This is a genomic window from Gordonia otitidis NBRC 100426, assembly GCF_000248075.1.
Lineage (GTDB): Bacteria > Actinomycetota > Actinomycetes > Mycobacteriales > Mycobacteriaceae > Gordonia > Gordonia otitidis.
The window spans coordinates 1-13,566 of the sequence record NZ_BAFB01000069.1 but is presented as its reverse complement, the minus strand read 5'-3'; the positions used below and the strand labels follow the sequence as shown (position 1 = coordinate 13,566).

The window sequence follows — 13,566 nt, the reverse complement described above, 5'->3', positions numbered from 1 at the left end:
GCGCCGATGAGAGGCAAGGAATCGCGCCGAGGTCGTGAACTGTCGCGGCTTCGGATACCACCGATTGAAGTCGACGCCGCACGAGGTGAACACACTCATCGGCAGTTGTTCGGCGAGCACCGCGAAGTTGTAGAGCGACAGCGCACAGACCACGGCAAGGGAGGCATCCGGCGCACGCTGCACCAGAGCGTTCAGGTCCACCGCGTACAGCGGCGCCGACTCGAGCCTGTCGAGGAACGCGAGGTGCGTGAGAAAGTACGCCCCGTACGTCGAGAACTGGAAGATGGTCGACGTCGTGCCCACCGTCACCACGCGCCCTCCCGGCGTGACATACGGCTGATACGTCGGCGCGTCGTGCAAGAGATATCCCGTGCAGTTGATCACCCAACTCCCCGGCTCGATCTCGAGGTCGGGACCGTCACGAAGAATCATGCACGGCCTGCCATCCCGGTCGTCGACGTCGACGAAGTACTCCATCACCGTTGTCGACAGGCCTGCTGCGACGGCGTCGCACTCGACGACCGACAGATTTCCCGTCATATAGCGCCGTGCGTGTGGGAACGGAGAAATCGTGTACTGGTCGCGGAAATCGTGTCGAACGTCCTGATCGTTCCATCCGTCGAACATGTCCGCCGCGCCGGTGAACACAACGGTGAACGGCTTACCGCTCCACCATCGTCGAAACCCGTTGGGAAACAGCTGATCCCGGTTGTTGAAGAACGTTCCGGACCCTGCCACGATGTTCACCTCGCGGTCGGGGTATCGGGCGATGATCGTATACGCCGTGTCGAGGGCGGTCTTACCGCTGCCGACGATCCACACCGGGGCGCCGTCGGCGGTGAACTCGGGTCCCACGAGATCGACGAAGTCGGGCGATACCGAGCGCACCTGCGAACTCGACACCGGCAGAGGCTGATTCGGCGTGACGTTGAACCCGTATGCGTTGATCAGACGCGGCGTCTCGATTGTGTGGACAGCGCCGTGGGCGTCGCGCAGTTGCACCAGGACGAGATCATCACTCTCGGAATGGTATTCGACTGTCGCTCCGTAGAACTCGTGAAGTCGCACGCGGTCGGCCGACACGTCCCGGCAGTGCGTGAGGTGGTCGACGACCTCCTGTCGGTTGGCGAGGTACCCGGGCTCCCGACGCAACTCCCACGGGATGTCCCCGGCAGTGAACAGTTGGTACGGTTGATGAAGGCGCACATAGGGATACGTGTCTCGCCACATGCCACCGGGCCCGTCGCGGCGGTCGATCAGCGCCACACGCTTCGTCGAATCCAGATAGTTCGTCGCGACCGCGAGTGCGTTCAACCCCGCGACGCCCGCGCCCACGATACAGAGGTCGACCCGTAGTGGTTCGTCTTCATGGCCCCCGCCATCGCTGGATGTATGCTCGCCGTCGTTGTGAGACATGACATTTCCTCGAGCTGGACGTGACACGGCACCGGTCGCACCGGCGACCGAACCATCTGATGTCCGGAAAGTCTAGATTCCCCGCTCAGCCAGGTCGATGACGGTACGACAGGCAAACGGCACCGTGTCCGTCGAACGACAGACACCCACCACTACGGGAGACCCGGGCCTGAAGTGCGCGAGCAGCTCTATTGCGTGTCGGCCAGCAACTCGTATCCGACGAGGTCCTCGATCTTCCCTGCCGAACTCGCGGCGAGCGGCTGGATGCCGAACTCGTTGAACCCCGCGCGCAGCGCGAGGCGCTTGCTGCCCTCGTTGGAGTCGGCTGCGAACATCGTCAACCTGCGGAGGCCGAGAACGTCGAAACTGTGCTGTACCGACGCAGGAAACGTCTCCCCCAGCACGCCAGAACCGCGCGCGTCGGGATGCGTGTAGAAGCCGATCTCGGCGCCAACCACGGGGTCGATCTTGAACAGCGAGATGTCGGCGAGGTAGGTGTCGGTCTCACGGTCGGCGACGGCCCAGGTGCAGGTTTCGCCGCGCGCGGCCGTCCACCACTTACGGGTGCGTTCGGCCGCAGCATGTTGGACAGTCAGCGGATCCGGCCTTCCGAAGAGGTACTTACGTGAGATCGGATCGTCGAGCGTCTCTCGGATACGCTCGTCATCCTTGGCCTCCAGCGGTCGCAGCCGGAACCGTTCGGTCTCGAAAGTCGTTGCATGCCAAGTGGTTTTTGGTTCGAAGCTGTCACCCGCGTGCCACTTGCCACACCAGGCGTCGACCACGCCACTGTTCATCTCGAGCCAGTCGGGAAGCCGGCCGACCAGCGTGAAACCCGCAGCATGGGCAGCGCGAAGGCTCGTGAGGTTGCCCTCGGCGGCCTCCCAGCGCACCACTTCGACATCTCGGCGATCGACCGCGTACTGCATCGCCAGCACCATTGCGCGGCGTACCAGCCCCTCTCCGCGGGCATCGGGATGCAGGCCGAACCCGATGTCGACGATCCGACCTGGACCACGGAGGTCGATACTGCCCACGAATCGGCCGTCGTGTTCGATCGCCCAGATCATCGACGTACCGTTACGCCATCCCTGCAACGCGTTGATGATGAGGCGCTCCGCGTCGGATCGGCCGTAGGGCGACGGCATCTTCGCCCATCGCATCGTCAACGAATCCGTGGCATATCCGACGATCCGGTCGACGTCGTCGGTCTGATGTGCCCGCAGTGTGATGGTGCCGTCACTCAGCACAGGAACATCGCTGGTGGCGGTCAGTTCGATCAGTTCAGCTCGCACGCGGATCCTCCGTGGTCGACAGCCTCACCCACAGAGCCTAACGCGTCGACTCTGCCCACGACGGACAACGCCTGCGTCCCGCCGTGTGACATGCCCTCGACCTCGGCGAACACCGATCCTCGCTGCGGTGTGTCACACATCGAGCGTGCAGTCGCCTGCTGCGGCGCTCACGCATGTCTGTATGCGCTCACCCTCGACATGCTCGTCGCCCGACCGCAGATCGCGCACACATCCCTTGTCGAGCATGACGACGCAACTCTGGCAGATGCCCATACGACAGCCGAACGGCATCAGAACGCCTGCCTGCTCTCCCGCTTCGAGCAGCGTCGTCGCCCCGTCGACCGCCGCGGTCTGTCCCGACCGCCCGAACGTGACCGTCCCGCCCTGGGCGCCGACCACACCGCGCTCGAGAGCGAACCGCTCGATGTGCAGTCGTTCGGCTACGTCAGCGTGAGAGAAGGCTGCTTCGACCATCTCGAGGAACCCGCCCGGGCCGCACGCCCACGTCTCGCGGGTACGCCAGTCGGGGCACAACTCGTCGAGCGACTGCTCGGTGACCTTGCCGTCCGTCCTGGTGTACTGCACGTGCAGATCGATCAGGCCACTCTCGTCCATCTCGGCGAGTTCGTCGGCGAACATCAAGTCGTCCGGGGTCGGAGTCGAATGGATGACCCGTACATTCGTGGACTGACCGCGGTGGCGCATCATGCGCAGCATCGAGATGATCGGCGTCAACCCGCTGCCCGCGGTCAGGAACAGCACTGTCGCCGGCAGTGGTTCGGGAAGGACGAACTCACCCTTGGGCGCCGCGAGGCGTACCACGGTTCCCGGTTGCAGCCCTCTGACCAGGTGAGACGAGAGGAACCCCTCAGGCATGGCCTTGACCGTGATCGCAATGGTCCCCTCGGTCCTGGTCACGTCCGGCACCGACGTCAACGAATACGACCGCCATGTCCAGCGGCCATCGACGAGCACACCGATCCCGATGTACTGACCCGGCGAGTAGTCGAGCGAGAAACCCCATCCGGGCCTGATGCGGATGGTCGCGGAGTCGTCGGTTTCGGGCGTCACCGAAACCACCTGCCCGCGCAGCTCGCGCGCCGACCACAGCGGATTGGCCAGATGCAGGTAGTCGTCCGGGAGCAGGGGCGTCGTGATCCGCGCCACAGCGGCGCGCGCCCACCGCGCCGCACTACTGCGGGTGGCGACACCCGACACCGGTTCCTCGAAACGTTCACGCAGTTCCCGCAGGTTCACCGATCTCACTCCTCGTTCCGCGCGACCGGGGATTCCACCGTCGGAACTCCCGTCGACGCACCCGATCACACTAACCTACGGAAGCGTAGGTTACGACACGGGCAATGTCGACCGGAACCATGTTTCGGTTCCATGGAGGACGGTCAGAGGAGTTCCAGCAGAAAGGGCAGTTCCTGCGTCGCGTACCAGCCGAGATCGTGGTCTTCGACGTCGCCGACCGCCAGCTCCGCATCCTGGTCGCCCATGTCGGCGGCGTCGATCACCACCACTGCCGACCGGACCGCACTCTCGGCGTCGGCGCCGTCGACGAGCACCGACGCGATCGACGACATCGAGATCGGACCGGACACCTTCACCACGGCGTCGTCGAGATCGGGACGCAGAGTCGCCTCGTCGACGTCGGCGGCGATCACAGCACGACGCGGCGGCAGCCGAGGGGTGTCTCCGGGCTTTGTCGTCGCCTCGTCGGCTTCGAGATCGGCCTCGGCATCGGGATCACCGGGTTCCGGGGACTCACCGGCCAACAATCGCAGCGACGCGCGCGCCGCCTCACGAATAGCCGCCTCGGCCAGTTCTTCGTCATCACCGGAGGAGTACGACTCGCGCAGGGCAGGGGTGAGGGCAAAGCCCGTCCCGCCGACGGGCCGGAACTCTCCGGTGCCGTCGAGTTCGAGCAACATGGTCAACGTTGCGGGAAAATAGACCCTCATCGTGTGCGTTCCTCCTCGGCTGCAGTCCCGCACCGCGGGGAGGTACCGCACCTGACCCCACCTGGGACACCTGAATGTCGTACACCGGCACTCGGTGCAACACTAACGGGCGTCGGCGAGTTCCTCGTATGACTCGCGGACGTAGTCGCGGATGAGGGCGAGGTCATCGATGACACCGCGATCGGCGGTGAATCCGAACTCGATTCGTCCCGCGTACTCGCACACACCGACCGCCATGGCACGTCCCGCGACCAGACCGGGAACCACGAACAGATCGGACACCGTGCGCCCCAACACGTATTGCGGGGGGATCGGGACCGTATTCATCGCGACCGGCACGTTGTAGGCGCGTCGGTCGAGTGATCGGAACGCACGAGAGCTGAACTCCGCGAACGGTACGACTCCGAGTTCACCCAACAACGGTTCCGCGGCGCGTGAGACGCGGCGTGACGACTGCGCGTACCGGTTGGCCAGTCCTGCCACCTGAGCGAGGCGCACGAGTGGGTTGGCCTCTCCGACCGGAAGATCGGTGACAAAGCGCGGTTCGTCGGTGACGATCCAGGTTTCGGGTGATTCCTCGTGCGCGAGGACTCCGGACTGTCGCGAACCGAGCGGCAGCACAGCTCGCACCGTGTCGCCGAAATCACCCTCCGCTCCCGTGGACAGCAGCCACAGCCGCATCGCTCCGGTGATGATCGCGAGTTCGACGTCGTTCACGGTGCACTCGTTGCGTTCGGCGATCTTGGCCACGTCGCGGCGCGAGACCGATGCCGACACGAACGTACGGGTCGACGACCCCGTCGCGTTCAACAGGCTCGACGGCGCAGAGTCCGTCAGTTGCTGCACCAGACGCCCCGCCCGCCGGAACGTGCCGACCACCACCGACCTCGCCTCGCCCAGGAGCCCGTTCCCGCCGATCACCGAATCGATGAGCTCCCCCGGCCGCGCAAGGGCCTCGGCCAGTGCGTTGACCGCCAACGACGTCGACCCGGGCGGTGGTCCGGGCATCCAGACATCGACAGGCAGCGACGCGGCGTCGGGCTCATCGTCGCAGATCACTTCACTCATCTCGGCTCCACCGCCATCGATCAGACAGCGATGTGACTTGGTGAGAATCGCGAAGCCACCGTCCTCGAGTCCCTCGATCAGGTACATCTCCCAGAGGGGCCTGCTGCGATCGAGCGGCCGCGACATGACTCTGGCGACGAGATCTTCGAGATCGGCCATCGTGCCGGGGGACGGCAGACCGGAACGCCGGATGTGGAAGTTGATGTCGAAATCGGGGTCGTCGGCCCAGACCGGGCGGGCGAGACCGAGCACGACCTCCAACACCACCTTCCGGTACAGCGGCACGAGTTGTAGGCGATTCTCGACGAGCCGGACCAGCGAGGGGTAATCGAGCACCGGCGGCTCCGACTTCTTGCCGCGCACCCGCGTCGTGGCGAGATCTTTCGCCGCGGAGCGCTTCTTACCGGAGTCGCCCGCGAAGACCAGCACTGCGCCGAGATGATTCGTGGCGCCCGCGCCATCGAGGAAGTAGGACATCGCCTCGCGCGGAGACAGCCGGTTTGCCACGCCATGATGGTAGCCCCGCACAGTCAGAAGACAGTCCCCCTCTACCCGGGACCGCAGAGTACTCGACGAACACCCGCGCGCGGACCTCCCCGGACCGTCGCAACCCCCTGCAACTGTTGTGGCGTACATCGTGACAGCGGTGGACTCGTGCGGGGCCAGGATCGACACGAAGGCGTCCTGCCGTCGGCGCCGCCCCTGATAAGAGGAGGTCTCATGCGAGCAGCACGCTACTACGATCGGGGAGACATCAGGATCGAGCAGATCGACGAGCCGCTCGTCGAGCCTGGCACCGTCGGAATCGACGTCGCCTGGTGCGGAATCTGCGGAACGGACCTGCACGAGTACGCCGACGGGCCGATCTTCATCCCGCCTGCCGGTCATCCGCATCCCATCAGCGGCGAAAGCGCCCCGGTCACCCTCGGCCACGAGATGTCGGGCGTTGTCTACGCGGTTGGCGACGGCGTCACCGACCTGCGTGTGGGCGACCACGTGGTCGTCGAGCCCTACATCATCTCCGACGACGTCGACACCGGTCCCGACAGCCATGACTATCACCTCTCCCCCGACATGAACTTCATCGGACTCGGAGGTTGCGGCGGGGGCCTGGCCGAGAAGATCGTGGTGCGCCGCCGGTGGGTCCACCGGGTGTCCGACGCCGTGCCGCTCGACCAGGCTGCTCTCATCGAGCCGCTGTCGGTCGGCGTCCACGCGGTCGAGCGCAGCGGCGCGAGTGCGGGCTCGGTGGCGCTGATCGCAGGTGCCGGTCCGATCGGTCTTCTCACCGCGGCCGTCTGCAAAGCACGCGACATCACAACCATCATCAGCGAGCCGAGTCCGCTTCGTCGCGCAAAAGCGTTGGAGGCCAAGGTCGCCGACCACGTGATCGACCCTTCTGCCGAATCCGTTGTCGAACGGGTGCGGGAGCTGACCGGGGGCACCGGCGCCGACGTCGGATTCGAATGCACTTCCGTCCAACCCGCGCTCGACGCGTTGTTCGACGCACTCAAGCCCACCGGAGTGCTTGTCGTCGTGTCGATCTGGGGTCATCCCGGAACCGTGGAGATGCAGAAACTGGTGCTCAAGGAGATCGACATGCGTGGCACCATCGCCTACGTGAACAACCACCCGGAGACCATCGACCTTGTGGAGAGCGGGCGCATCGACCTCAGTCCGTTCATCACCGGCCGCATCGGTCTCGACAACCTGATCGACGAGGGTTTCGACACGCTGATCAACCGCAACGAAACCGCCGTGAAGATCCTGGTCTCACCATCGGGAGCAGGCCTCGACCACTGATCGCGACGCCCGGGGCGACGAGATCAGCCCAGAGTCAGGACGACGAGTTGCCAGCGGTACTCGACGCGGGTGGCCACCGGGCTGTATCGCCCGCCGGGTGAGTCGCCGTGGACACGAACGCGGCACGGCACGCGCTCGATACGTCCCGCGAAGGCGCGCGAACGCCCCTGTCGCGCATACGTACCGAAGATCTCGGCGGCGCCGGCATCACACATCTGGACGTGCACACGCCGTACGGTGGGGATGCACGCGTCCTCCCCGGTGACCCTGGTCCGCGCCAGGGCGCCGATCTGGTCGTCGACGTGCAGAGCCACGCGGTGCTGCAGGTGCGAGGCGGGCCGCCGGCGAGCCATGACCTCGAAGATCATCGTCAGCGTGCCGACGGAGAACTCGCGCGCCGCGATCGCCACCGCGCGTTGAGCCGACGCGCGGGTGCCGGTCACGGTGGCTGGTTGCGCCACGCGGTGACCTGACCGCGCGGCGCATTGGTCATCACGAAGCGCAGCGTGCGGCGATGGCACGTCGGCCGACCCCTGGGGTTCGTAGGCGGGTGCCGGCAGGATGCGGATGCGCGGCGGTGCCGCGCTCAGCTCGGATCCGGACGAATGGTCGGTGCAGGTGTTGGTCATGGAAACTCGGACGCAGCCGAGGCCCGTCCGGTTCCCATGACTTTCAGATCGTGCGGGGCGCCCGCCTTGTCAGCGTCGGCGTCGCTTCGACTTCGGCGGCTTCGCGCCCTCACGCTTCGCGCTCGCACGTGCCGCGGCCCGACGTTCCCGACGCGACGCGGACACCAACGCCGGGTCGTCTAGTTCCTCGTCCTGCGAATGCACCGTCGTGCCACCGCCCTCATCGGGGCCGGAGTAGGTCATCGGGACGTCGGCCTCTGCCTCGACACCGACGGCGCGCAACGCCGCGGGCGCCTCGTTGTTGTCACCCGCGCCGCCCTGTGATCCCGCACCGTTCTGTGACGCCGTCGCACCGGCCATCGCGGGCTGCCGGGCGGCCGCCGCCGCGGCTGTCGCGGCTGCGGACGCAGGGGTCACGGTGGGAGCAGGCTCGGCCTGGACCTGCACATTGAACAGGTACTGGAGAGTTTCCTCCTTCAGACCTTCAAGCATGCCCGTGAACATGTCGTATCCCTCGCGCTGGTACTCGACCACGGGGTCGCGCTGCGCCATGGAACGCAGGTGGATGCCCTCACGCAGGTAGTCCATCTCGTAGAGGTGATCGCGCCACTTGCGGTCGAGCACGCTGAGCAGGATCGTCCGCTCCAGCTGCCGCATGGCGTCCTCTCCGCCGATGGCGGTGATCTCCTCTTCACGCTTCTCGTAGGCCTTCTGCGCATCCTCGATGAGGATCTCTTTGAGCTCCTCGGCCGAGATGTCGTCGCGCTCGCCGAACTCGTTCTCGCCCATCACTTCTCGCGGATCGAGCTCGGTCGGGTACAGCGCGCGCAGCGCCGTCCACAGCTGCTCGAGATCCCAGTCCTCGGCGTAACCCTCAGCGGTCGCGCCGTCGACGTACGCCCCGACGACCTCCGCGATCATCTGCATGATCTGCTCGCGGTGCTCGGTGCCCTCGAGGATGGTGCGGCGCTCGCCATAGATGACCTTGCGCTGCTCGTTCATCACCTCGTCGTACTTGAGGACGTTCTTACGGACCTCGAAGTTCTGCTGCTCGACCTGCGTCTGCGCGCTGCGGATGGCCTTGGTGACCATCTTCGCCTCGATCGGGACGTCGTCGGGCAGGTTCACGCGGTTCATGATCGTCTCGAGCGCGGCACCGTTGAACCGGCGCATGAGTTCGTCGCCGAGCGAGAGGTAGAAGCGTGATTCGCCCGGGTCACCCTGACGGCCGGAACGTCCACGCAGCTGGTTGTCGATGCGACGGGATTCGTGGCGCTCGGTGCCGAGCACGTACAGACCACCCGCCTCGCGCACCGCGTCGGCTTCCTCCGCGGCCTCGCGGCGAGCGAGCGTGATCGCTTCCTCCCACGCCTCCTCGTACTCGTCGGGGGTGTTGACTGGGTCGAGGCCCGCCTTGCGCAGCCGGGTGTCGGCGATGATGTCGGGATTACCGCCGAGCACGACGTCGGTTCCGCGGCCCGCCATGTTGGTGGCGACGGTGACGGCACCGAGTCGGCCTGCCTCGGCGACGATCTGTGCTTCCTGCTCGTGGAACTTGGCGTTGAGCACGCTGTGCGGGACGTCCCGCTTGGCGAGCTGACGCGAGAGATACTCCGACCGTTCGACGCTGGTCGTACCGATCAGCACCGGCTGGCCGATCTCGTGACGCTCGGTGATGTCGTCGACGACGGCGGCGAACTTCGCCTCTTCGGTCTTGTAGATCAGATCGCCCTGATCCTTACGGATCATCGGCTTGTTGGTCGGGATCGGGAGCACACCGAGCTTGTAGATCTGATCGAACTCGGCGGCCTCGGTCTCGGCGGTGCCCGTCATGCCCGAGAGCTTGTCGTACATGCGGAAGTAGTTCTGCAGCGTGATCGTGGCGAGCGTCTGGTTCTCGGCCTTGATCTCGACGCCTTCCTTGGCCTCTATCGCCTGGTGCAGGCCCTCGTTGAAGCGTCGTCCGTCGAGCACACGACCGGTGAACTCGTCGACGATGAGCACGTCGCCGTTGCGAACGATGTAGTCCTTGTCGCGATGGAAGAGTTCTTTGACCTTGATCGCGTTGTTGAGGTAGCTGACGAGCGGCGAATTGGCGGCCTCGTACAGGTTGTCTATGCCGAGCTGATCCTCGACGAATTCGACACCCGCCTCGTGGACGCCGATCGTCTTCTTCTTGATGTCGACCTCGTAGTGCACGTCGCGCTCGAGTAGCGGCGCGATCCGCGCGAACTCGGTGTACCACTTGCTCGATCCCTCGGCAGGGCCCGAGATGATCAACGGGGTACGCGCCTCGTCCACCAGAATCGAGTCGACCTCGTCGACAACGGCGAAGTTGTGCCCGCGCTGCACGAGTTCTTCGAGCGAATGCGCCATGTTGTCGCGCAGGTAGTCGAAGCCGAACTCGTTGTTGGTGCCGTAGGTGATGTCGGCGGCGTAGGCCACCTTGCGCTGCTCAGGGGTCATTCCGGTCAGGATCACCGCTGTCTCGAGCCCGAGGAAGCGGTGCACGCGGCCCATCCACTCGGAGTCGCGCTTGGCGAGGTAGTCGTTGACCGTCACGACGTGCACGCCGTCGCCCGACAGCGCATTCAGGTATGCGGGAAGTACACAGGTCAGGGTCTTGCCCTCACCGGTCTTCATCTCGGCGATGTTGCCGTAGTGCAGTGCGGCGCCGCCCATGATCTGCACGTGGAAGTGCTTCTGGTCGAGAACGCGCCATGCGGCTTCACGGGCCACCGCGAACGCCTCCGGCAGCAGTTCGTCGAGCGTCTCACCCTCGGCGACGCGGTCCTTGAACTCACCGGTCTTCGCCTGCAGTTCGTCATCGGACAGCGATGCGATCTCGTCTTCGAGCGCCTCGACGTGCGAAGCGATCGCATCGAGTCGCTTGACCATGCGGCCTTCGCCGACGCGCAGCAGCTTGTTCAGCACCGTGGATCGAGTCCCTTACTCATGTCGACTACTCACGAAATACGGCCTGTGCATGCGAGTGCATGAACGCAGGCCGTATTCCATGGTAGCGACGTCGCCTGAAGGGAGGCTGATCGGTGCACCGGATGGGTTGGCGGGCACCGGACCAGACTTTCGATCAGACGAGTCGGATCAGTCCGTAATCGAAGGCATGACGGCGATAGACCACCGACGCCTGATCGGTTTCCTTGTCGTGGAAGAGGAAGAAGTCGTGCCCCACCAGTTCCATCTCGTAGAGCGCGTCGTCGACCGTCATGGGGACGGCCGGGTGTTCCTTCACACGCACGATCTGCCCCGGCATGTGGTCGGCGACACCGTCGTCCCAGGTCTGCGCACCGTCGAGGTTGTCCCGGTCGGGAACCCCGTCGCCGGTCAGTTGATCGACGCGTAGTGGCGGCGCGCCCACCTCGGTGGCCTCGGCCACCGACAGCGGCCTGCGGTTGCCGTGGTGCACCCGCTTACGGTCTTTGACCCGCCGCAGACGCGATTCGACCTTGTCGAAGCTGGCCTCGAAGGCCGCATAGAAGTTCTCGGCACATGCCTGGGCCCGAACCACAGGCCCCTTGCCGGTGGCCGTGATCTCCACCTGCTCGCATGCCTTGGCCTGGCGACGATTGCGTTCGTGATTGAGTTCGACGTCGAACCGGTAGATGTTGAGATCGAACCTCTCGAGCCGCGCGATCTTGTCGCGGACGTAGATCTGATAGTGCTCGGGGATTTCGACGTTCCGCCCGGCGAAGACGACCGTGGCTTTGGGATCGGCCGGCTCATCCGACTCGACTGTTCCGGGGGGCCGTACAAAAGCGAATTCTGCGTCGTACTCGTCGGTGACTGCACCGACCTTTGGTTCGCGGCGACCCTTACGATGGACGACTTGCGACATTCGACTACCTCCTGGTGTGCTACCAACACCCGATCCCGTCGAATGGAGACTCGTCGACGCTGATCCTCGCCCGGAAAGGGATCCGTCGGGATCAACCGCGTGAGACGATCTCGATGATTCGAAAGCCGTTGAGCGCGAAGTGCTTCCGCTGTGACTTGCGGGGAACACCTGGCGATTCGGCAACGAGGGTCGGGAAGTGGCTACTCGTTCATGCCAACCGGCGGCTGACAACCACTGTCAGGGGCTTCACCTCCCGTACCGAGACTCGGCTACCTCCTGCACCCTTGACCGTAGTCGGAAGTTTGCCTGTTAGCCATCGTTCCGACTCCTTGTCACAGCGTTGTGTCGAACACAGGACCAAGGGCCCAACGATGCTGCGGCACAGTTTGTTCACAACGTCGAACGAATCCACAGTCCGGCAACGGGATACGGCACGTCGACGTATCGACCCACGGGCGCACGACATGCTCGACGACATGTCATTACCGGTGGGTGCGCACATCGCAGCGGTCGTGCGCGCGGGCATCGACCTCATGATCCCCACCACCTGTGGTGGCTGCGACGCCCCCGACTCGCGCTGGTGCGCGCGCTGCGCCGAGTTGCTCGCCGACGACCCACTGCTGCTGCGCCCGCGGGTCGCGGTCGGGGCCGACGTGTGGGCGCTCGGCCGCTACCGCGGTCCGCACCGCAACGCGGTGATCGAACTCAAAGAACACGGCAGACGCGACCTGGCGCAACCCCTCGGCCATGCGCTCGCCCGGGCCCTGCTCACGCTCCAGCGCTGGGGCGAGATTCCGCCCGCGACCCGACTGTGTCTGGTTCCCGCCCCCACGCGACCACTCGCGGCCCGCAGGCGCGGAGGCGACACCGTCACCGCGATCGCCGACAGCACAGCGCGCGTGTTGGGCGAGCGCACCCGTGTGCGCCCGTTGTTGACGATCAGGCCGGGAGGTCGTGACTCCGCTGGGCTCGACGCGCGTGCCCGACGTCGGAATCTCTCGCGGCGCGTGGCGATCCGGTCGCCACCCACGCGCACCGACCGCGCGTCGACGTCGTCGACGATATTGGTCGACGACGTGCTGACCACCGGTGCGACGGCTGCCGAGTCCGTGCGTACTCTCGCCGAGCACGGCGTCAGCGTCGACCTCGTCGTGGTCATCACGGCCGCATGACAGCGGCCGTGATGATCATGGCAGAACCGGAATCGCAGTCGGCGACATCGCCGGCTCGACCTCGGTCCAGTACTGATCGGGCTGTCCGTTGGTAGCACCGAGTCGCAGTACTCCACGCTGGTCGCCGATGTACACGGTGCTCGCGTCGGCGGTGATGGCGCGCACGGGAGGCGCCACATTGCCACTGATCAGTCCAGACGCCGACGCCCCGTTGATGGGCAGCTGCACGATCGGCGAATCGGACGCATCGCGGGCGATCATCACCGTTGCCGCGTTCGCCCAGGCCAGCGACACCGCCTGGTTGCCGACGTTGTACGCGGCGATCCGCGGGTTGGCCAGCGCCACCTGTCCGTCCTCGTT

11 protein-coding genes are annotated in these 13,566 nt (G+C 65.4%); 2 read left to right on the top strand and 9 right to left on the bottom strand.

Translation table 11 applies throughout. From position 1 onward, the window contains the following. The 5 genes from GOOTI_RS06720 to GOOTI_RS06700 all read right to left on the bottom strand — a co-directional run. On the bottom strand, positions 1–1,416 hold a 1,416-nt coding region (locus GOOTI_RS06720), incomplete at its 3' end, for an NAD(P)-binding protein (RefSeq protein ID WP_007237812.1). A gap of 188 nt (positions 1,417–1,604) precedes the next feature. After that, positions 1,605–2,711, bottom strand: a complete 1,107-nt coding sequence (locus GOOTI_RS06715; protein WP_007237811.1) for a GNAT family N-acetyltransferase — start codon at positions 2,709–2,711, stop codon at positions 1,605–1,607. Between the two features lie 132 nt (positions 2,712–2,843). Then, positions 2,844–3,968 (bottom strand): ferredoxin reductase, encoded by a 1,125-nt coding sequence (locus GOOTI_RS06710; protein ID WP_007237810.1) that lies wholly within the window; start codon positions 3,966–3,968, stop codon positions 2,844–2,846. A gap of 143 nt (positions 3,969–4,111) precedes the next feature. Next, entirely contained in the window at positions 4,112–4,678 is a 567-nt protein-coding gene (locus tag GOOTI_RS06705; protein WP_007237809.1) for a DUF6912 family protein, read from the bottom strand. Between the two features lie 102 nt (positions 4,679–4,780). Continuing rightward, positions 4,781–6,253 (bottom strand): wax ester/triacylglycerol synthase domain-containing protein, encoded by a 1,473-nt coding sequence (locus tag GOOTI_RS06700; RefSeq protein WP_039993660.1) that lies wholly within the window; start codon positions 6,251–6,253, stop codon positions 4,781–4,783. Positions 6,254–6,466: 213 nt separating this feature from the next. Here GOOTI_RS06700 and GOOTI_RS06695 point away from each other — a divergent pair, with 213 nt between their 5' ends. Continuing rightward, entirely contained in the window at positions 6,467–7,549 is a 1,083-nt protein-coding gene (locus GOOTI_RS06695) for a 2,3-butanediol dehydrogenase (protein WP_007237807.1), read from the top strand. A 23-nt stretch (positions 7,550–7,572) separates the two neighbouring features. Here the strand turns inward: GOOTI_RS06695 and GOOTI_RS06690 are convergent, their stop codons facing one another. The 3 genes from GOOTI_RS06690 to hpf all read right to left on the bottom strand — a co-directional run bounded on the left by GOOTI_RS06690 (position 7,573) and on the right by hpf (position 12,034). After that, a complete protein-coding gene (locus tag GOOTI_RS06690) occupies positions 7,573–8,178 on the bottom strand; it encodes an Rv3235 family protein (protein WP_007237806.1) in 606 nt (201 codons plus the stop codon). Between the two features lie 69 nt (positions 8,179–8,247). Next, positions 8,248–11,112 (bottom strand): preprotein translocase subunit SecA, encoded by a 2,865-nt coding sequence (gene secA, locus GOOTI_RS06685; RefSeq protein WP_007237805.1) that lies wholly within the window; start codon positions 11,110–11,112, stop codon positions 8,248–8,250. A gap of 157 nt (positions 11,113–11,269) precedes the next feature. Beyond that, positions 11,270–12,034: a ribosome hibernation-promoting factor, HPF/YfiA family gene (hpf, locus tag GOOTI_RS06680; protein ID WP_007237804.1), complete on the bottom strand. Its 765-nt coding sequence runs from the start codon at positions 12,032–12,034 to the stop codon at positions 11,270–11,272. A 464-nt stretch (positions 12,035–12,498) separates the two neighbouring features. Here hpf and GOOTI_RS06675 point away from each other — a divergent pair, with 464 nt between their 5' ends. Then, complete coding sequence (locus tag GOOTI_RS06675) at positions 12,499–13,206, top strand: ComF family protein (protein ID WP_007237803.1); 708 nt, start codon at positions 12,499–12,501, stop codon at positions 13,204–13,206. 15 nt (positions 13,207–13,221) lie between these two features. Here the strand turns inward: GOOTI_RS06675 and GOOTI_RS06670 are convergent. Further along, positions 13,222–13,566: LpqB family beta-propeller domain-containing protein (locus GOOTI_RS06670; RefSeq protein ID WP_007237802.1), on the bottom strand; the 345-nt coding region annotated here is incomplete at its 5' end.

Excerpts from the sequence above, each read along its gene's own strand:
- hpf (WP_007237804.1), bottom strand. The coding sequence starts at position 12,034 with ATGTCGCAAGTCGTCCATCGTAAGGGTCGCCGCGAACCAAAGGTCGGT.
- GOOTI_RS06705 (WP_007237809.1), bottom strand. The coding sequence starts at position 4,678 with ATGAGGGTCTATTTTCCCGCAACGTTGACCATGTTGCTCGAACTCGAC.
- GOOTI_RS06695 (WP_007237807.1), top strand. The coding sequence starts at position 6,467 with ATGCGAGCAGCACGCTACTACGATCGGGGAGACATCAGGATCGAGCAG.
- GOOTI_RS06690 (WP_007237806.1), bottom strand. The coding sequence starts at position 8,178 with ATGACCAACACCTGCACCGACCATTCGTCCGGATCCGAGCTGAGCGCG.
- GOOTI_RS06675 (WP_007237803.1), top strand. The coding sequence starts at position 12,499 with ATGCTCGACGACATGTCATTACCGGTGGGTGCGCACATCGCAGCGGTC.